Origin of the sequence: Microcoleus sp. FACHB-1515, assembly GCF_014696105.1 — a bacterium.
Taxonomy (GTDB): domain Bacteria; phylum Cyanobacteriota; class Cyanobacteriia; order Elainellales; family Elainellaceae; genus JAAUTJ01.
On record NZ_JACJPO010000038.1, the window covers coordinates 139,864 to 158,695 of the forward strand.

The following is an 18,832-nucleotide window of genomic DNA, read 5'->3' on the forward strand; positions in this document are numbered from 1 at the left end:
TCGCACTGCCGCGATCGCTCCAGGTGCGATCGCGGCGTTCTCGCTAGAATGGCAGCGTGGTATTCCTCAAGCCCCAATGGATCAGTACTACAAGCCCGAACACCTCGCCCAATTCGCCCAGATCAGCGAGGGTCAGCCAGAACTTGCCAAAAAATTTTTTGATTACTATGGAGCCGTGTTTGCCGAAGGTGCGCTTTCGGCTCGCGAAAAAGCGCTGATCGCGCTTGCGGTAGCCCACACGGTTCAGTGTCCCTACTGCATTGACGCCTACACAAAAGAATCGCTTCAGCAAGGATCTGATTTGGAGCAGATGACCGAGGCGATCCACGTTGCAACGGCAATTCGCGGCGGGTCGTCACTCGTACACGGAATGCAAATGCTCGATCAGGTTCGGCAGTTGGGCATGTAGTCATGACAAATACCGACATCAAGCCGCAACCCGATTCCGGCAGCACTGCGCGACCCGATTCCGGCAGCGCTGCGCGATCGATCCGCGCCACGACTTCGCTTTCTCAGCAGCGATCGTCGCTTGCCGATCCGCAAACGCAACTGGCGACGCTCAATCAGCTTGATTTACCCGACGGCAATTTTGGCAAGGCGATCGCACAGCATGGCTGGAACCGTTTGACACCCAGCGCGATCGAAATCTTTCAAATCAACGTTGGCAAACTGTGCAACATGGCTTGTCGCCACTGCCACGTTGATGCCGGTCCCGATCGCACTCGCGAAAACATGGATCGCGACACGATCGACGCCTGCCTCCGTGCCCTCGACCAAACTGAAGCGCACACCGTTGACATCACAGGTGGCGCACCCGAACTGAATCCGCACTTTCGCTATCTTGTGGAGGAATGCGTTCAGCGCGGCAAACACGTGATCGATCGCTGCAATCTCACGGTTCTGCTGCTGCCCGGACGCCAAGATTTACCGCAGTGGCTTGGCGATCGCGGCGTTGAAGTCGTCTGCTCGCTACCACATTATCGCCAGCGCAATACCGATGCACAGCGCGGCGACGGCACATTTGAGCAATCGATCGAAGCCCTGCGCCGCCTCAATGCTGCCGGATATGGACAGGGCAATCCCCAGCGACAGCTTACGTTGATGTCAAATCCGGTCGGGGCGTTTTTGTCCTCCGGTCAGGCAAAGCTAGAGCAAGAGTGGAAAGTTGGGCTACAGCGCAATCATGAGGTTACGTTCGATCGCTTGATCACGCTTAACAACATGCCGATCTCGCGCTATCTAGAATGGCTAGAGCGATCGGGCAATTTGCAGCAGTACATGGAACTGCTTGTGAATGCGTTTAATCCGGGGACGATCGCAGGCTTGATGTGTCGCAACACAATTTCGATTTCCTGGGATGGGCGACTCTTCGACTGCGACTTTAATCAAATGCTGGATCTCGAAGTGCAGCCTGTTGACGGCCAGCGTCCAAACATTCGCGATTTCGATCTGCAACGGCTCGCCCAGCGGCAAATCGTCACTGGACGACACTGCTTCGGCTGTACGGCAGGGGCAGGAAGTTCCTGCGGCGGTGCGATCGCGTAGGGCGATCGAAATTGCTTTCAATCTCATTCTTATCTAAGCGCTGCTCCACTTCATGCCTCAGCACAAACCACCACTCGATCGCGTTTAACTTTAGTGAGCAGGGCGGCGGATACTACAGATCACAACCCTTACTCGGTGAAGTGGCAGAAAGAGAAATAGTTTTACCTTAAACGTGGCCTATGCGTTCTCAGGCTTGCGTTTGCCGAGCATGTAGCGAGTCGCAGCTAATGCTTCAGGAATTGCCAGCGCAAACGAGACGATCGAACACAAAGTCGCCACCTGACAATAAGCACAGAAAGCTTGATTTTCGTCCCACTCTTCGCGAGCCAGCCAAAGGGCAAGCGCGGAATCAAAGAATGTTTTGATCGCAAGGGCGATCGGCAGAATTGGATTTTGCGTAGCGCGATTCATGCCGCCTGCCGCTGCAATTAAAGCCGTGATCGAATAGTTCGTCACCATCATGAAGCCGTCGGGCGTATCGAAGCGTTTGTAGGCATAATTTGAGGCATCCACTTTGCTCGAATCGATCAGCGGAATTGGCGGATCAGGCAGTTCTTTAATCATGCCAACCTGATATAGCGAAACGGCTTCGCCCATCAGTGCCCCGACCCCCGATAGACCAATAATTAAACGGCGACGAGAAAGATCGGGATTTTTGCCTTCTCGCAATTCTCGGCTCAGTTGGCTCGGCTCCATGATGAACACTCCGCAATGATTTTCTTCATTTTGGAGAGCGGTTCGGTCAGCAACACCTAACGCAAGACGTACACCGATCGAGAGATTTATTGTGTCGAGAAAAAGTTCAAATTCGATCGCTCTGACCTGCCTCACAAAGCGATCGATGCTTGCTTATCGCGCCATCCACTCGCGATCGTGCTTATTCCAGTAGCGCGAAAAACGTCGAGAAACAGTTGCTTCTTTGCCCGGATAAATTTCATCGTAAACGACGAGTTTGGCAAACTTGCTCACTTCGCGCTGGTGCGATCGAATGATGTGATTTGGCGTTTCGCTGGTCACAATTTCTCGCGTCTGGTGCTGAGCGATGAGCTGCTGCAAAATCGCGACCGTTTCGCCTTTGTAGATTTGGATGTCAGGAATCTCAAGCAGCGACTCGTAGATGAATTGAATTCGATGCTTGCTGATATTCCACTGCTGGAGATAGGACAGATCGAAAACATAAATTCTCGGTGCATCGACATAATCTTTAATCATTTCGTGATCAGGATTAATGCCGTCTTCGTTCAACCAGATTAAAGCTGTCATGTCAAATCAAGATTAACGATATTTTCCGGTACTGCGAGCAGGTTGAGAAACGAAGCTGCCACCAAATAAGCGTTCTTCTAACTCTTCATAGGAGTAGTTGAACGGATCGTTTCGGCGCGGATCTCCAGGTAGAACTGAGCCACCATAGCGCTCTAGATTTTCACGATTGAAGATGTATGGTTTATTAGAAAAAGTCGAGGCGACCCACTGCCAAGAGAGATGATTGCTGCCCATATCACCATCAATCAGCAGGCTATACATCCAGTCGGCTCCGACACGCCAAGAAACCTTACGAAAATGCACAATGTAGCTAGCAAGATAAAGGCGAGCGTGATTATGCAAATAGCCTTCATCTTTGAGCAGTTGAATTAGGGTATCCATTGAAGGAATTCCTGTTTCTGCATTTGCAATATCGTCAGGCAGCGTGGTTCGATGTTCGCGCATGGAAACCTTTGGCTGTTCAATATCTTGGAGAATGCGATCGCCCTCTTCTAGATAAATCAAGCGAAAGAAAGCTCGCCACGCCAATTCCGAAATGAACTTTTCAAGCGCGTTGTATTTCGATCGATTCAGCGCCCACTGCCGCACTTCTTCCAGTTCCAAACAGCCGCGACTGATATATGGCGATAACACACTGACTGTGCCGTCGAGAAAATTGCGCTGCTTGGCATATTTCTCAACCGGAAAATGCTCTAGCCGCTGGAGTCCTTTCGATCGCCCGCCTTCATGGGGCGACAAAACGCCTGGATCTTCAAGAAAATTAAATTCCTCTAGGAGATAGTCTGCGATCGCTTGGCGATCCGTGAGATCAGTACGAAGCTGCTGCATTGTAAAGATTTATATCTAATGTATTGACGATTCTAGCTTAGTCAGAACGATGCGAACCGACCTGAAGCGCGATTCTCCTAGCTAAACGGCGATCGCTCAGCGGTTCATCTAGCCCAGTGAGGATGGACGGAGCGATCGCTAGCTGCACACTGACGACATCCGGCACTAAACACCCGATCCCCACGCACAGATGCCAAAATGAAGAGTAATCGCCATGCGAAGCGCGAGACGCGATGAATCTGAAATTGCGTTAATATTATTTAACAATAAGATTCATTTGTCTCGCACAGAACAACATTAGGAGGACTACCCTCGGTGAATAAGCGGTGGAGAAATGCGGGGCTGTATGCGCTTTTGGTCGTCGTGGTGGTGTTTCTAGCAACGGCCTTGCTAGATAACCCCTCCGAGAGCCGCGACACCTGGCGCTATAGTCAGTTCGTTCAAGAAGTCGAGCAAAATCGCGTTGATAAGGTCAGCATCAGTGCCGATCGCACTCGTGCCCTCGTCACGGCGCAAGACGGTCGCAAGATTCTCGTCAACCTGCCCAACGATCCCGGTCTGGTGAACATCCTGATCGACAACGGTGTGGATATTTCCGTCACGCCGCAAACCGACGATAACGTTTGGGTGCGCGTGGCTAGCACCTTGCTGATTCCGTTCCTGCTGCTGGTTGTGCTGTTCTTCGTATTGCGACGGGCACAAAGCGGTCCCGGTTCGCAGGCGATGAACTTCGGCAAATCCAAGGCCAGAGTGCAGATGGAGCCGCAAACGCAAGTCACGTTTGGCGATGTGGCAGGTATCGAGCAGGCCAAGCTGGAACTCAGTGAAGTGGTGGACTTCTTAAAGAACGCCGATCGCTTCACCGCAGTCGGAGCCAAAATTCCCAAAGGCGTTCTTCTAGTAGGACCTCCCGGAACAGGCAAAACCCTTCTTGCCAAAGCGGTTGCAGGCGAAGCAGGCGTTCCCTTCTTCAGCATCTCCGGTTCTGAATTCGTCGAAATGTTTGTCGGTGTCGGTGCGTCCCGCGTCCGCGATCTATTCGAGCAGGCCAAAGCGAACGCACCCTGCATCGTGTTCATCGATGAAATTGATGCGGTCGGTCGTCAGCGTGGCGCAGGTCTGGGCGGCGGCAACGACGAACGCGAACAAACCTTGAACCAACTGCTGACCGAAATGGATGGCTTCGAGGGCAACACAGGCATCATCATCATTGCGGCAACCAACCGCCCGGATGTGCTGGATGCCGCTCTCATGCGTCCGGGTCGCTTTGACCGTCAAGTGGTGGTCGATCGCCCCGATTACGCTGGACGGCTGGAAGTCCTCAACGTCCACGCCAGAGGCAAAACCCTGTCGAAAGACGTGGATCTCGAAAAGATCGCTCGTCGGACTCCCGGCTTTACGGGTGCGGACTTGGCAAACCTGCTAAATGAAGCCGCCATTCTTGCTGCTCGTCGTAACCTGACGGAAATCTCGATGGACGAAGTGAACGATGCGATCGATCGCGTCCTCGCAGGTCCCGAAAAGAAAGACCGCGTGATGAGCGAAAAGCGCAAGAGCCTAGTTGCCTACCACGAAGCAGGCCATGCCCTCGTCGGTGCGCTGATGCCCGATTACGATCCGGTTCAGAAAATCAGCATCATTCCGCGTGGTCGCGCTGGCGGTTTGACCTGGTTCACGCCGTCGGAAGACCGCATGGATTCGGGTCTGTACTCTCGCGCTTATCTGCAAAATCAGATGGCGGTTGCCTTGGGCGGACGCATTGCTGAAGAAATCATCTTCGGTGAAGAAGAAGTCACAACCGGAGCCTCGAACGATTTGCAGCAGGTGGCTCGTGTGGCTCGGCAGATGGTGACGCGCTTTGGCATGAGCGATCGCCTCGGTCCCGTTGCCCTCGGTCGTCAGCAAGGCAACATGTTCTTGGGACGCGACATTGCTTCGGAGCGCGATTTCTCTGAAGAAACCGCCGCCACGATCGATGATGAAGTTCGCAATTTAGTCGAGCAAGCTTACCGTCGCGCCAAAGCCGTCTTGACTGAAAACAAATCGGTTCTCGACCAGTTGGCCGACATGCTGATCGATCGCGAAACGGTCGATGCCGAAGAACTGCAAGATTTGCTTGCCAGCAACGATGTGAAGATTGCGGCGATCGCGTAGCTTCCATTCTGCTGAGACGAAAAAACCGGAGTCAATTGACTCCGGTTTTTTCATGCCAAAATTCGATCGATTCTACTGGCGCGATCGCGAGATCCAGTTTTGGTAGCGAAAAGCATCGCTGCTCGGCAGGCTGATATCGATGCGCGTCGGCTGGTCGTGTGAGGTTTGGGCGGCGAGTTCGGCCAAGGCTCGATGTGCGGCTTCGATCGAGCTAAAGCTGACCGTCACCATTGAGGACGCAGGTTGCGAAGTCAGATTGCCAATCGAACCGTTGCTGACTTCGCCGTTGCTCAGTTCCACTCCGCTGATTTCGCCTTGGGACAAATCGATCGAGGCGAGTTGCTTGTTTTGGGCGCCGACCTGCTCGACAATCAGGCGTTCTCGACGGACGGGAACCTGCACCATGTAGGTTTCGACTTCCTTGCGGACGATCACCTCGCCGACTTTGCGCTTGCTGCGATCGACCACGACGCGCTCTTCCAGCAGTTGCAGCACTTCTTCGCGCATATCGGTTTGCACATCAGCAGATTGCAGCGGATCGATCGAGCTGGCAAACGGTTCAGGATTGCCAGTGGGACGAAGGTGCGGGTTGTTTTGCAAGTTTTGATCGGAGTTCATTGGTTGTAAATCTCAGGATGATGAGTTGCGATCGAATCAGTTGAATCAGACGAAAAGCCTTCTGCCTGCACGTCAAGCTGTTCGCTGCGAATTTGGCCTTCAAGCTGCGCGACTTCCTGCTGAACTTCCTTGCGGATTTTCACCTGTTCGCGGACGACAGGCTGCTTGCGGACATTTGCCGTTTCTTCGTACAGTTCAAACCGCAGCACCTCGCCCGCCTGAAACGCACTGCTTCCCGGCGTGACGACTGGATTGCTGACTGTGCCTTTGTAGAAGACGATTCGCTCGCGATCGAGCGGAATCAAAACGCGCGCCTGACGAGTTTCAACATGCTTGCCAACGACAACCTCGCCCGCTTTAACGCGCTGTTTGTGCGCTACCAAGCGTTCTTGGTACAGCTTGAAGGTTGAATTGTCCTCTTCCTTCATGGCGTACAAATCCGGCTCTTGCTCGTAGCTGTATTCAGGTGCGGCAGGAGTGGGAATTTCTTCGATCGCCTTCACGTCCGGCTCCAAGGACTTAGTGACTTCGATCGGGGCAGCAGGCGGCACTTCTGCATGAGCAGAGGCACTGCCAAGCGGCACACTGGAAATCATGCCCGATGCTTCGAGCGGAACCGCAGACTCTAGCGGAGCCATGCGATAGACTTGCCGCACTTGCTCTTCGTAGCCGTAATCGATCGGTTTGGTGGCATCAAAGGCGGGCAGCGCTTCAACCTGCTGTTTGGTCAAGTCAACGTAGATACGATGCTCGCCAGAAGCACTACGAAACCGTCCAACGGGCAGCAGAACTTCTTTGCCAAACACCCAAAATCCCGTTTCCAAAATTAGATAGCGAAAGCGCCCTGCTTCGTCTACCAAAATATCGTTGACCTTGCCAATTTTCTGCTGATCGCGGGTGTAAACACTAAAGCCTTTAATCTGTTCACCCCCCAACTGAGCATCTTGATAATCGGTTTCTGAGATGCGATAAAGCACCATTTGTTTTGCTCCAAGCGAAACGATTTTATTAACAGTTTGTGAATAAAACTTGTGCATAAAATCGAGCGAACAGGCAAAGTATGGTGGCTTTACCTGCATCGCTCGATCGATTACCTAACCGACTTTAGGAACGAAAGCCGCTGTTAGAGTTGGTCGCGGTTGATGACGGGATTGCCTTGCGTGTCGATGTCGAGTTCTTCACGACGCAGGGTTTCTTCGGCTTCTACCGTTTCGCGATCGACTTCCTTGCGGACGCGCACTTCTTCGCGCACAAAGGCTTCTTTGTGAATGTCGGCGGCTTCTTCGTACACTTCGACGCGAGCCACTTCACCTTCGTTGAAATCAACCGTTCCAGGGGCAACGGCTTCGGTCGTTCCGGGCGTGACGCGCTCGATCACGACGCGCTCTTTCTCAACGGGAACCGCAACGCGCTGAGTTTCGGTTTCGACATGCTTGCCGACCGCAACTTCACCTGCTTTGCGGCGAGTTTTGTTTGCCAGCAAACGCTCTTGGTAGAGCTTGAGCGTGGCATCTTCGTGGCCGAACAAAGCCGGATCGCGATCGTATTGGTAGGTGTCGCGATCGTAGTCGCGATTGCCTGTCAGCTTATCGCCTACGTTGGCAGCGGCATTCTTGATTTTGTCGCCCAAGTTTGGACGGTCGGCATCAACGCGATCGGTGCGATCATAGTCGTAGCTGCCCGACACCGGAGCCGTGTTCATCGTGCCAGCATCCAAGGGGTCGCGATCGATCAGCGCACCCGTCGAGGTGGCATCAACGGCGGGCGAAGTCGAATAGAGGGGGTCGATCGTCGAAGCGCCCATGCGCATTGTGGAAGCACCTGTCACACCCGGACGATACACGTCGCGCACGTTTTCTTCGTAGTCGTAGTCGATCTTGAGATCGTCAGTGAATTCGGGCAGCGACTCGGCTTGCTGCTTGCTCAGCTTGGCGTAAACGCGCTTGTTTGGATACTCCATGCGGGCTTGGCCGATCGGCAACAGCACTTTCTTCCCAAACACCCAGAATCCCATGTCGAGAATCAGATAGCGGAACGTGCCGTCTTCATCGACCAGCACATCGTAGACCTTACCGAGTTTTTCATCGCCCATGTCGGTGTAAACATCAAAGCCTTTGATGTCATCGCCTTCGAGGGTGTCGGTGTAGCTAGGATCAAAATCGTGAAGTTTGTAGAGTGCCATGTTATTTACTGTCCTCTTAACGGTTCAATCAAACTCTTCATATAAAGTAGAAAATTCAATCCACTATCCTCCTCACTCTATTGACTGAGTTTGCATCAAATACTGCGATCGAAAGAGCATTTGCTGCTATTGATAAATCTAAATCATGTGCTTCTCTATCAAAAGACAGACCGCTCGATCGAAGCGAGATTTGAAACGGTAACACTGTTCTACAAATCGCTGCAAAATGCTAGCCACTGTCGCAACCTTGATAGGCTGAAATAGTTTCGCTTACATTATCAGATGGTTAAAGAAATATTCTTGATTCGACAATCCTGGCAAAAGCAACTGCAAAAAGTCAGATCGATCGCAGTCATCCGGGCTGATACTTTGGATCAAGGTTTGGCAATGGCAAAAGCGGTGGCAGCCGGAGGCATGTCGCTAATTGAAATTACCTGGAATAGCGATCGCGCTCTTGAACTCGTGAACCGTCTGCGGCAGGAGTTGCCCGACTGCACGATCGGTATGGGCACGATCGTTTCTACGGTGGCAGTGGGTGAGGCGATCGCAGCGGGAGCCGAATTTTTGTTTTCGCCGCACACGGATTTTCGGTTGATTCATGACGCGATCGATCGCGGTGTGCCGCTGATTCCCGGAGCCTTAACGCCGACTGAAATTCTGACGGCATGGCAAGCTGGAGCCGCCAGCGTCAAGGTTTTTCCGATCCAAGCAGTCGGTGGAGCTAGCTATATTCGGGCGATCAAAGCGCCGCTGGGCGACATTCCTTTGATTCCAACTGGGGGCGTCACGCCCGACAATGCGGTGAGTTTTTTGGCCGCAGGTGCGATCGCCGTCGGACTGTCCGGCCAGCTTTTTCCTCAAGAAGCGATCGCCAGCAGCAACTGGGCGGAAATTACTCGTCGCGCAGAAGGCTTGATCGAGCGCGTGAAATCGTTTCAATCTGATGATTTGCATTAAGTGCGATCGCCCAATTTGCTTTCGCCATTAGCGGCGCAATAAACAGTTGCGGATGCAGCGATCGCCAAAAGTACAAGACAAATTCCTTGATTTCCGCTGCGCTCATTCCGGCTTTTCCTTGCGCTTTCATCTGCTGCTCGGCCTGCTGCCGCCAAGTCAGACTGAGGCGAAAATCAATGGGAGCCAAAACAATCAGCGCGTCGAGCAAATTCCACAGCGGCAAATAGGCGTGGAGGCGATCGTTACAGTCGCGGGCAAAAGCGCGATCGCTCTCAGTTTCGATCGGCCAAGGCGCATCCTCGAACGCTTGCGGATCGATCGGACGCGCTCCGACAAACCAGCCTTCAAACAAAATCACGTCCGCCCGTTCAACCCATTCAGGATCGATGCGATCGCCTGCTCCCTGATGCAGCGATTTGTCGAAGCGCGGTAGCCCCGCCGATTCGCCGCGCCGCAGTCGTTCGATCGCTTCCAGCCCTAACTCGACATCGTGCGTTCCGGGAGGACCGCGCCAGCGCAAACGCGGATCTTGCTGCTGAAGAATTTGGCGATCGCGATAGGTTTTGTACAAATCATCGATCGACAATCGCGCCACCGACAGCCCAAACTGTTGCAGAATCCGACTGACCATCAGCGCCAGCGTCGTTTTTCCGGTTCCCTGTCCGCCCAAAATGCCCTGCACGATCGGTCGCCTAATTCGATCGCGCTCCTGCATGAGTTCGATCGCCAGCGGTAGCCACAACTGCCAAGCCAGATCGAGTGGAACCTCTGTCCAACCGATCGATCGGCAAAGCGTTTGCAGTGCGGGCTGAACATGCCGTAAGCGCTGGAGGCGATCGATCACGGTTGCTTCCGCTGCTTTGGATAGGGAAATTAGCGTTTCAATTTGCGATTCTGGCTGTGAAAGCGCAATTTCCAAAGATTGCCGCAGTTCGTCATTCATCAGCTACCGAGCTTAAACGATTCGACAAATAGACCGTAGATTAAACCGATCTTGAGCGCGTTGAGCAGATTAAAGGGCAACGGGCGATCGTTCACGCGCCCCACTCGGTACACCAGCCAGCTACTCAGTTCAGTGAACCCCGCAAGAACAGCAGCAATCAAAATATCCAGATCGGCCTGCTGTCCTGTCGTGGTCGAAATCGCCGTCGCGAGAAAATTGCCAAACAGCACGCTCATCAGCAGCAGCGACGTTCGCCGCCAAGGATTTTGCAGCCAGCGTCCGAGCGAATCGATCGAGCCATTCACCAAGCGCGTCAGGCGCGTATCTTGCATGGAAATCTCCTGATCAAATCGATCGATTTCGATCGAAGCCTGGGAACAATCAGTGATTCAGTTTTGCACTTGCTTGATCAAACTGCAAGCCGCACTAGGGCGATCGAAATCACATCACTTCCGGTCAAATTGATTTATGAAATTTCGCAAATTTCGATCGAGCGAAATCTCTTGCCCCAAGATGGTTCTTGCTGCCTAGAGTAGAGATAGGCGATCGCAAAGGGTGGGAAATGAAGGACATTCGGCACAAGCTTTATCCGGCAATTATCGCCATGCTGATGGTCGCGCTGGGAGCAAGCCTGCTGAGCCGCTGGCAAATCTCGATCGAAACTGAACCCGCCGCCACTCCTTCGCCCGAAGGCAGTGAAGCCATCGCGCCCAGTCCGACACCCATACAATCACCGACTCCTTCACCAACTGCCGTCGAGCCGTCGCCTAGTTCTAGCCCCAGTCCGCCTGGAGGCGAAGCGATCGCCCCCACGTCCTCCAGTCGAATTGGCAGTTTGCGCGTCAGCAATCGCACCGCGCAGCCGCTTCGAGTTGCCCTACTGCCTGCCGTCGGAGGGCAGTATCGAGAGCCTGTGCAGTGGGATTTTGCGCCGGAGGAAGGCAGCGATCGTGGCTTGAAGCTTTCTCTACCCGAAGGTGATTTGCAGGTGCGCGATGGCGATGTTCTCGTTGCTTTTGCCCAAGACGGATCGCGCCGCTACTGGGGGCCGTATGTGCTGGGAAAAACCAATTTGCCGCGCTGGGTGTCGGCTTCGCGAGAATGGCAGCTTGTCTTGCAGCCGGAATAGGATTGCAAAAAAAACGATCGCCCCCAACCAGGACGATCGCTTCAACAAGTTACAGGTGAATGATGGCTTAGTCGAGATAGCCCATTAGACCAGCGCTATCTTCGTCAATGTCGTTGGAGGCGATCGGACGACCACCCGGCAGCATACTTGACTCCATCAGGTGCGGATCGCTCGCGACGATCGGGCGATGTCCGGGCAGCGTGTCGGTGTCGAGGACTTGCAGTGCGCTCGCGAAAATTGGACGGTGGCCGGGAATCGTGTCAGAGTCCAAAACTTTCAGGTGGCTCGCTTCGATCGGGCGGTTGTTGAGAATCGTGCCGTAGACTTCGAGGTGGCTGGCTGCGATCGGGCGTTCGCCGGACACCATCATGCTTTCGACGATTTCGATGCCGCTGGTGTCAACCGGACGGGTGGCAAGTCCACCAAGCGAGGGAGCAGGTAAATTTGTTTCTGATTGAGGCATGGCTGTAAATTCCTTTGATTCTTTGGCTGACTCTTTCGCAGATTCTTTGGCAGCAGATTCGGTTGTTGCTGCTTGTTCTTTTTTGCTTTCCGCTTGTTCCACCGTCGTCTCCTTCGTGGTTCGCCTCCGCCCGTTGCGCGTACCCGTATCTGCGTCTGATGTTGCCATATCGCCTCAAATCAGCATTTTGCGGTTCTTTGTATACGCAAAATTATAAGGCGAAAGCGGACTAGCGCAGATAAAGCCTTGGGGTGGAAATCTATCGGAATTATTTAACAATCCAATGAATAAATGCAAACTGCGCGGCGGCAACTGCAATTCAAGTTTACAGAAATTCGTGTCCCTTTAGAAAGTCTCGTTGCAAGATTGCGATTTTTTCCGGCCAGTCAATTTTCGGCAATGTGGGCGATCGCGCCTTGCTCGAATGGTAGAATCAGCACTCAAGCTAGGGGTGTCTGAGCTATCTCAGGCTGAGAAAGACCCTAAGAACCTGAGACTGGGTAATACCAGCGGAGGGAAGCTGTTTATTTGAGGAACCGAACATGCGTCAAACCTGGGTCGCTCAGCGACAGGGACACAGCAACGTGTCTCAAATGCACTATGCGCGTCAAGGCGTTGTCACGGAAGAAATGCATTATGTGGCTCGCCGCGAAAATCTGCCCGTTGATCTGATTCGCGAAGAAGTGGCGCGAGGCCGGATGATCATTCCTGCCAACATTAACCACACAAATTTGGAACCGATGGCGATCGGCATTGCGTCCAAGTGCAAAGTCAACGCCAACATCGGCGCGTCGCCCAACTCTTCCAACATTGAAGAAGAACTCGACAAACTGCGGCTAGCCGTGAAATACGGAGCCGATACGGTCATGGATCTATCGACCGGAGGCGGCAACCTCGACGAAATTCGCAGCGCGATTATTCAAGCGTCGCCCGTGCCGATCGGAACCGTGCCGATCTATCAAGCCTTGGAAAGTGTGCATGGGGCGATCGAAAAGCTCACGCCCGATGATTTTCTCCACATCATCGAGAAACACGCGCAGCAGGGCGTCGATTACATGACGATTCACGCCGGAATTTTGATCGAGCATTTGCCCTTGGTGCGCGATCGCATCACCGGAATCGTCTCTCGTGGCGGCGGCATTCTCGCCCGCTGGATGCTGCATCACCACAAGCAAAATCCGCTCTACACGCACTTTGCAGACATTATTGAGATCTTCAAGCGCTACGACGTTTCGTTCAGCTTGGGCGATTCCCTCCGTCCCGGTTGTCAGCATGACGCCTCCGATGCCGCTCAGCTTGCGGAACTCAAAACACTGGGACAGCTAACTCGCCGCGCTTGGGAAGATGACATTCAGGTGATGGTCGAAGGTCCCGGTCACGTGCCAATGGATCAAATTGAGTTCAACGTCCGCAAGCAGATGGAAGAGTGTTCCGAAGCGCCGTTCTACGTTTTGGGGCCATTGGTGACGGATATTGCTCCGGGCTATGACCACATTACGAGCGCGATCGGAGCGGCGATGGCCGGATGGTACGGAACCGCCATGCTGTGCTACGTCACACCCAAAGAACACCTGGGTTTGCCGAATGCCGAAGATGTCCGCACTGGGTTGATCGCGTACAAAATTGCGGCTCATGCAGCGGACATTGCGCGGCATCGTCCTGGAGCACGCGATCGCGACGACGAGCTATCCCACGCTCGCTATAACTTCGACTGGAATCGCCAGTTTGAACTGTCGCTCGATCCCGATCGCGCCCGCGAATATCACGACGAAACTCTGCCCGCCGACATCTACAAAACAGCGGAATTCTGCTCGATGTGCGGCCCCAAGTTCTGCCCGATGCAGACGAAAGTCGATGCGGATGCACTGACGGAATTGGAGAAGTTCTTGGCGCAAACTCCAGTCGGCTAACGGTTCTCAAATAATTAAACGGGGTGCAGGTCGATCGACTTTGCATCCCGTTTTTTATGTACTCATTTTTTCTATTATGGGTTAGCTAGAAGCTGTATCGAAACTGAGCGATCAACAGAAGAATGCTGAACCGTATCTGAAATTAGTATTAATAATATTCATTTCTGTCAGAGGGTGTGATGATTTGGTTTTGGAAGGTAAAGGCTTTTTTTTGATTGGACTGCCGATAAAATCAGCCCAAAACAGTTCAAGGCTATTATGAATTCGCAATCATCGCTCATTTTCGCGTTAGGACGATTATTGAACTGGTTGGAAATCAACGCACCTGCGATCGCTCAATCGCTCCAGCCCGGTCTCACTCGTGAGCAAATTGAAACCCAGCTTCAAGCCTTGCCATTCCGTCCGCCTGAAGAAGTTTATCAGTTTTATCAGTGGCGCAACGGTAGCTCGATCGAAGTAACAGTAGAAGGAAAATCCCATCAAACCTCGATCGAACTATTGCCGATTCATCGATTACTGTCGCTCGAAGAAGCGATCGATGAATATACAACCTTCTGCGAAATCTACAGCGATCGAGCAGATAGTAATCATTACCTTCCGCTATTGGCAGATTCGGCAAACTATTACTTAGCAAAAGGCGACAATCGATCGACAACTGCGACAATATTTAGTTCTAATGTTTATTCAGATGAATTCTGTTTTGAATTCGACAGCCTTGCGGATTTCATTCAAGCGATCGCAGAATGCTTTGAAACAGGCGCTTATTATCTTGAATTGAACGATACTTGGTTCAATTGGAACAATGCGAAAGAAAAGCAAATTTGGTTGAAGTATCAGCCTCATCATGCTGTGAATGTCGATCGACTGCTGCAAAATCAAATTCAAGATTTATCAGAACAAGAATTGCAGCGAGCCTGCTTTGATCTCGCGATCAGTCAGCATCCGCAAGCGCTACCGTTCTTTGTTCAGAAGCATAAAGAAGCTCAAGCAGAATATGAGCATCTTCGCGCCATTAGTGAGGTAAATCAAACTGAACTAACTTTGTCTGAAAAGCTGGAGGCGATCGAATCTCCTCCTCAAATTCCGAGCCTAAAATTCAGGCCGCTTGATTCAATTAGAAGAATTGATTCGATCGAGGCCATTCGTTATCTATTCGACCTGTTCAAATCGAGTGATCTACAAGGCCAACAGAAAATTATTAGGCAGTTAAATCAAAATATTGGCGATCGAGATGTTGTTTACGAAGCAGGACAGCAAGATTTGGAGATGATCGATCGCCTGCGACAAATGCTACAGCAATTTCCGGGAAATCAAGATATGGAAACGCTGCTACAACGACTTGAAAATAAATTAGTTTAAGGTCGATCGACAAACCCATAAACGAAAGTGGTAGGACTCAAACCTACATCATTCTGCTTAGAAGGCAGATGCTTTATTCGATTAAGCTACACTCTCACAAGTTGCGGACAAAAGAAGGCTTCTGCCCGCAAATATTTAACCCTTGACGCAGACAACCTGCTTGAGTGTTGCCACGACTTCGACCAGATCAGACTGGTTCGCCATCACCTGATCGATCGACTTGTAGGCTGCTGGAATTTCATCCAAAACGCCTTCATCCTTTCGGCATTCCACTCCCTTTGTCTGAGCGATCAAGTCATCAAGCGTAAAGGCGTTTTTTGCCTTATTTCTTGACATCAATCGTCCCGCACCATGCGAGCAAGAGCAATAGCTTTCCAGATTTCCCTTGCCCTTCACAATGAAGGATTTTGCGCCCATTGAACCGGGAATAATGCCATAGTCGTTTTCCTGCGCCCGGACTGCACCCTTGCGCGTCACGACTACTTCTTCGCCGTAGTGGACTTCCTTTTCAGCGTAGTTGTGGTGGCAGTTGACTTGCAGCAACGGCTTGGTTGGCTTGCCGCCTGCCAAGTGCTTTTCCACCACTTTTTGGAAGCGCGACATCATCACTTCGCGATTCATGCGGGCGTAGTCTTGCGCCCACTGTAGATCGCGCCAGTATGCATCAAATTCTGGCGATCGTGCCACAAAGTAGGCCAAGTCTGGATCGGGCAAACGAGTATCCGTCATCTTCGCCAGATGCTTTGCCGTGCTGATGTGATTTTGAGCGAGCATATTGCCAATGTTGCGCGAGCCAGAGTGCAGCATCAGCCAAACTTGATCTTCGGTATCCAGACATACTTCCAAGAAGTGATTGCCGCCGCCGAGCGATCCCATTTGCCGCATGGCTTTCGTCTGCAAATTTTGCACACCGGAATGCAAATTCTTGAAATCATTCCAGCCTTGCCAGTTGGAAACCGTTTTGTCTGCGTCTTTGTTTTCGTTGAAGCCAACCGGAATTTCAGCTTCAATATCCAGCCGGATTTTCTTCAGCTTGCCTTCCAATTGTTCCGCTTTGAACGGCGTTTTCACCGCACACATTCCGCAGCCAATATCAACACCAACCGCAGCCGGAACGATCGCATCTTTGGTTGCCACAACTGAGCCAACCAGCGCACCTTTACCCAGGTGAACATCCGGCATCAAAGCCACATGTTTGAAGATGAATGGCAGCGAAGCAACGTTCTTTGCCATCTTGATTTCTTCGGAGCCTAAGTCGTGGTTTGCCCAGGACAAAACAGGCTTTTCAGTGGAAAAATTAACCGCTTCGTAAGGCATAGAATCGTGTCCTTATCGTGAAATGGTCGAGATGGAAACAAGCAATCATTGAATTGGCTTGTCATACTACTTATACTACAAATATACTACACGATCGTCAAGCCCATTCCAAAGATTAGTTCGCACCCGACACCCGATCGCCATTCGATCGAACTTGCGGTAGGATGACAAGCAACTTTTACCCGCCTCCCCCTGTGAATCTGCGCCGCCTGCTGTGGTTTGCTTCTGATAAAGACTGGGCGATCGAAGCGCGTCTCTTGCGCTGGCTGACGTTCCTGTGGATTTTTGTCGGTCTGGCAATTTTGTTTTCCGCCTCCTATGCCGTTGCCGATGTCGAAACGGGCGACGGGCTGTTCTACTTCAAGCGGCAGATTGGGGCGATCGCGATCGCGCTGATCGGCTTTAACATCATTGTCTATTCTCCCCTGCGCTACGTTTTGGGGATCGCGGACTGGTTCGTGATTTTGCTGCTGGGCGTAATCGCCTCGACGCTGCTGCCCGGACTGGGAACGACCGTCAACGGGGCGACGCGCTGGCTGGCGATCGGCTCGTTCCTGGTTCAACCCTCAGAACTGATTAAGCCGTTTTTGGTGCTGCAAAGCGCTCGCATCTTCGGCCAGTGGGAACGGCTGAAATGGTCAACGCGCCTGATTTGGATCTCCATTTTTGCGCTAACGCTGGCGGCGATTTTGCTTCAGCCGAACCTGAGTACGGCGGCACTGTGCGGCATGATGATCTGGCTGATTGCGCTGGCGGCGGGGTTGCCTTGGCTATATCTGAGTGGCGCAGCGGGCAGCGGACTGATGTTGGCCGTGATCAGCGTCAGCTTCAAGGAATATCAGCGCCGACGGTTGATGTCGTTTCTCAATCCCTGGAGCGATCCGGCGGGAGACGGGTATCAGCTAATTCAGAGTTTGCTGGCGATCGGGTCGGGCGGCTTTTGGGGCGCAGGCTACGGCATGTCTCAGCAAAAGCTGTTTTATCTGCCGATTCAATACACCGACTTCATCTTTGCCGTCTTTGCCGAAGAGTTTGGCTTGGTCGGCAGTTTGCTCTTGCTGCTGCTGCTCGGTGCTTATGCGACTGTTGGCTTGCGCGTCGCGATTCGTGCCAAAAATAGTGTTCATCAACTGGTGGCGATCGGTGTCGTCGTCCTCTTGGTCGGTCAATCGCTCCTCAACATCGGCGTGGTGACGGGAACACTGCCCACAACCGGACTACCGTTTCCCTTGCTCAGCTATGGCGGCAACTCGGTTATTTCCAGCTTGCTGGCGGCGGGCATTCTGATTCGCGTGGCGCGAGAAAGCAGCGAGGCAGAAGTGCTGTCGCTCGATAAACGCCGATCGCAGCGCAATCGCTCCTCTCAGTCCGCCTTCCCCACTTCGGTAGAATAAGGGTAGCGCACTCCTTTTCGCCTCCATGCTCGAATTTGTTCAGCAGCAGCTTTATTTTCTTCAACAGTTCGCCAATTCGATCGTTGCCACGCAGCTAACCCATCTGACGCTCTTCAGCGTCGGCGCAATTTTCCTCGCCGGACTGCTGACCAGCCTCACACCCTGTATGCTGTCGATGCTGCCGATTACATTAGGCTACATTGGCGGCTATGAAGCTCGATCGCGCCTCCAAGCGGCTACACAATCACTTTGGTTTTCCCTTGGTCTAGCAACGACGCTGGCGATTTTAGGAATTTTGGCCGCTGTCCTGGGTGGCGTTTACGGTCAAGTGGGCACAGGATTGCCGATCGCCGTCAGCATCATCGCGATTTTGATGGGGCTGAATTTGCTGGAAGCCCTACCGCTGCAACTCCCCGCTTGGGGATCGATCGAATGGGTTTCAAAAGAACTGCCGGAAGGGTTGCGATCGTACCTGATCGGCCTAACCTTTGGCGTGGTCGCGTCACCTTGCAGCACTCCGGTTCTTGCGACGCTGCTCGCTTGGATTTCCACCACGCACGATCCAATCTTGGGCAGCGTTCTCCTGCTAGCTTACACGGCGGGCTATGTCGCCCCGCTGATTTTGGCCGGAACCTTCACCGCTTCGATCAAAAAGCTGCTAGAACTGCGTCGCTGGTCAAGCTGGATTACGCCTGCGAGTGGGGCGCTATTGGTCGGCTTTGGCGTGTTTTCCCTGCTGTTTCGCTTTTTTCCCGCTGGCGCGTACTAAT

20 protein-coding genes, 1 tRNA gene and 1 riboswitch are annotated in these 18,832 nt (G+C 52.6%); of the genes, 9 read left to right on the forward strand and 12 right to left on the reverse strand.

Going from position 1 to position 18,832, the window contains the following annotated elements:
• Nucleotides 1-76: 76 nt before the first annotated feature.
• Together H6F67_RS13175 and arsS are read left to right on the forward strand one after the other, a co-directional pair.
• Complete coding sequence (locus tag H6F67_RS13175) at nt 77-409, forward strand: arsenosugar biosynthesis-associated peroxidase-like protein (RefSeq protein WP_190767062.1); 333 nt, start codon at nt 77-79, stop codon at nt 407-409.
• Between the two features lie 2 nt (nt 410-411).
• Nucleotides 412-1,545, forward strand: coding sequence for an arsenosugar biosynthesis radical SAM (seleno)protein ArsS (gene arsS, locus H6F67_RS13180; RefSeq protein ID WP_190767063.1), 1,134 nt, complete (start codon nt 412-414; stop codon nt 1,543-1,545).
• Between the two features lie 177 nt (nt 1,546-1,722).
• Here the strand turns inward: arsS and H6F67_RS13185 are convergent, their stop codons facing one another.
• The 4 genes from H6F67_RS13185 to H6F67_RS13200 all read right to left on the reverse strand — a co-directional run bounded on the left by H6F67_RS13185 (nt 1,723) and on the right by H6F67_RS13200 (nt 3,820).
• A complete protein-coding gene (locus tag H6F67_RS13185; protein ID WP_190767064.1) occupies nt 1,723-2,241 on the reverse strand; it encodes a vitamin K epoxide reductase family protein in 519 nt (172 codons plus the stop codon).
• A 153-nt stretch (nt 2,242-2,394) separates the two neighbouring features.
• Nucleotides 2,395-2,808 carry a hypothetical protein gene (locus H6F67_RS13190; RefSeq protein ID WP_190767065.1) on the reverse strand — a complete coding sequence of 138 codons (414 nt, stop codon included), beginning with the start codon at nt 2,806-2,808 and terminating at the stop codon, nt 2,395-2,397.
• A gap of 12 nt (nt 2,809-2,820) precedes the next feature.
• The gene (locus H6F67_RS13195) at nt 2,821-3,636 is read right to left on the reverse strand and encodes an FAD-binding domain-containing protein (RefSeq protein ID WP_190767066.1); all 816 of its coding nucleotides are present in this window, start codon (nt 3,634-3,636) and stop codon (nt 2,821-2,823) included.
• A gap of 37 nt (nt 3,637-3,673) precedes the next feature.
• Nucleotides 3,674-3,820, reverse strand: coding sequence for a hypothetical protein (locus H6F67_RS13200; RefSeq protein WP_190767067.1), 147 nt, complete (start codon nt 3,818-3,820; stop codon nt 3,674-3,676).
• A 131-nt stretch (nt 3,821-3,951) separates the two neighbouring features.
• On the opposite strand from H6F67_RS13200, the gene ftsH3 reads away from it, so the two are divergent.
• Complete coding sequence (gene ftsH3 / locus H6F67_RS13205; protein WP_190767068.1) at nt 3,952-5,790, forward strand: ATP-dependent zinc metalloprotease FtsH3; 1,839 nt, start codon at nt 3,952-3,954, stop codon at nt 5,788-5,790.
• A gap of 72 nt (nt 5,791-5,862) precedes the next feature.
• Here ftsH3 and H6F67_RS13210 read toward each other — a convergent pair whose 3' ends face one another.
• The 3 genes from H6F67_RS13210 to H6F67_RS13220 form a co-directional block, all read right to left on the reverse strand.
• Nucleotides 5,863-6,408 carry a YsnF/AvaK domain-containing protein gene (locus H6F67_RS13210; protein WP_190767069.1) on the reverse strand — a complete coding sequence of 182 codons (546 nt, stop codon included), beginning with the start codon at nt 6,406-6,408 and terminating at the stop codon, nt 5,863-5,865.
• On the reverse strand, nt 6,405-7,388 hold the full coding sequence (locus H6F67_RS13215; RefSeq protein WP_190767070.1) for a DUF2382 domain-containing protein: 984 nt from the start codon (nt 7,386-7,388) through the stop codon (nt 6,405-6,407). Before H6F67_RS13215 ends, H6F67_RS13210 begins: the two co-directional genes overlap by 4 nt.
• A gap of 143 nt (nt 7,389-7,531) precedes the next feature.
• Nucleotides 7,532-8,590 (reverse strand): DUF2382 domain-containing protein, encoded by a 1,059-nt coding sequence (locus H6F67_RS13220; RefSeq protein WP_190767071.1) that lies wholly within the window; start codon nt 8,588-8,590, stop codon nt 7,532-7,534.
• 282 nt (nt 8,591-8,872) lie between these two features.
• Here H6F67_RS13220 and H6F67_RS13225 point away from each other — a divergent pair, with 282 nt between their 5' ends.
• Entirely contained in the window at nt 8,873-9,547 is a 675-nt protein-coding gene (locus H6F67_RS13225) for a bifunctional 4-hydroxy-2-oxoglutarate aldolase/2-dehydro-3-deoxy-phosphogluconate aldolase (protein ID WP_190767072.1), read from the forward strand.
• Here H6F67_RS13225 and H6F67_RS13230 read toward each other — a convergent pair.
• Entirely contained in the window at nt 9,483-10,490 is a 1,008-nt protein-coding gene (locus tag H6F67_RS13230) for a glycerate kinase (RefSeq protein WP_190767073.1), read from the reverse strand. The genes H6F67_RS13225 and H6F67_RS13230 overlap by 65 nt on opposite strands.
• The gene (locus H6F67_RS13235) at nt 10,490-10,822 is read right to left on the reverse strand and encodes a DUF565 domain-containing protein (protein WP_190767074.1); all 333 of its coding nucleotides are present in this window, start codon (nt 10,820-10,822) and stop codon (nt 10,490-10,492) included. Before H6F67_RS13235 ends, H6F67_RS13230 begins: the two co-directional genes overlap by 1 nt.
• Nucleotides 10,823-11,052: 230 nt before the next feature.
• Here H6F67_RS13235 and H6F67_RS13240 point away from each other — a divergent pair, with 230 nt between their 5' ends.
• Nucleotides 11,053-11,619, forward strand: a complete 567-nt coding sequence (locus tag H6F67_RS13240) for a hypothetical protein (protein WP_190767075.1) — start codon at nt 11,053-11,055, stop codon at nt 11,617-11,619.
• Nucleotides 11,620-11,686: 67 nt separating this feature from the next.
• Here H6F67_RS13240 and H6F67_RS13245 read toward each other — a convergent pair whose 3' ends face one another.
• The gene (locus H6F67_RS13245; protein ID WP_190767076.1) at nt 11,687-12,250 is read right to left on the reverse strand and encodes a hypothetical protein; all 564 of its coding nucleotides are present in this window, start codon (nt 12,248-12,250) and stop codon (nt 11,687-11,689) included.
• A gap of 269 nt (nt 12,251-12,519) precedes the next feature.
• A riboswitch (TPP riboswitch) is annotated at nt 12,520-12,617 on the forward strand.
• A 7-nt stretch (nt 12,618-12,624) separates the two neighbouring features.
• Here H6F67_RS13245 and thiC point away from each other — a divergent pair.
• Together thiC and H6F67_RS13255 are read left to right on the forward strand one after the other, a co-directional pair.
• A complete protein-coding gene (gene thiC / locus H6F67_RS13250) occupies nt 12,625-13,992 on the forward strand; it encodes a phosphomethylpyrimidine synthase (protein ID WP_190767077.1) in 1,368 nt (455 codons plus the stop codon).
• Nucleotides 13,993-14,250: 258 nt separating this feature from the next.
• Nucleotides 14,251-15,351 (forward strand): SMI1/KNR4 family protein, encoded by a 1,101-nt coding sequence (locus H6F67_RS13255; protein WP_190767078.1) that lies wholly within the window; start codon nt 14,251-14,253, stop codon nt 15,349-15,351.
• Nucleotides 15,352-15,373: 22 nt separating this feature from the next.
• On the opposite strand, the gene H6F67_RS13260 is transcribed toward H6F67_RS13255, so the two are convergent.
• A tRNA-Arg gene (locus tag H6F67_RS13260) sits at nt 15,374-15,447 on the reverse strand.
• Between the two features lie 39 nt (nt 15,448-15,486).
• Nucleotides 15,487-16,668: an RtcB family protein gene (locus tag H6F67_RS13265; RefSeq protein ID WP_190767079.1), complete on the reverse strand. Its 1,182-nt coding sequence runs from the start codon at nt 16,666-16,668 to the stop codon at nt 15,487-15,489.
• A 164-nt stretch (nt 16,669-16,832) separates the two neighbouring features.
• On the opposite strand from H6F67_RS13265, the gene H6F67_RS13270 reads away from it, so the two are divergent.
• A complete protein-coding gene (locus H6F67_RS13270) occupies nt 16,833-18,062 on the forward strand; it encodes an FtsW/RodA/SpoVE family cell cycle protein (RefSeq protein ID WP_199304396.1) in 1,230 nt (409 codons plus the stop codon).
• Nucleotides 18,063-18,087: 25 nt separating this feature from the next.
• Nucleotides 18,088-18,831 carry a cytochrome c biogenesis protein CcdA gene (locus tag H6F67_RS13275; RefSeq protein WP_190767080.1) on the forward strand — a complete coding sequence of 248 codons (744 nt, stop codon included), beginning with the start codon at nt 18,088-18,090 and terminating at the stop codon, nt 18,829-18,831.
• The last annotated feature ends 1 nt before the right edge of the window (nt 18,832 follow it).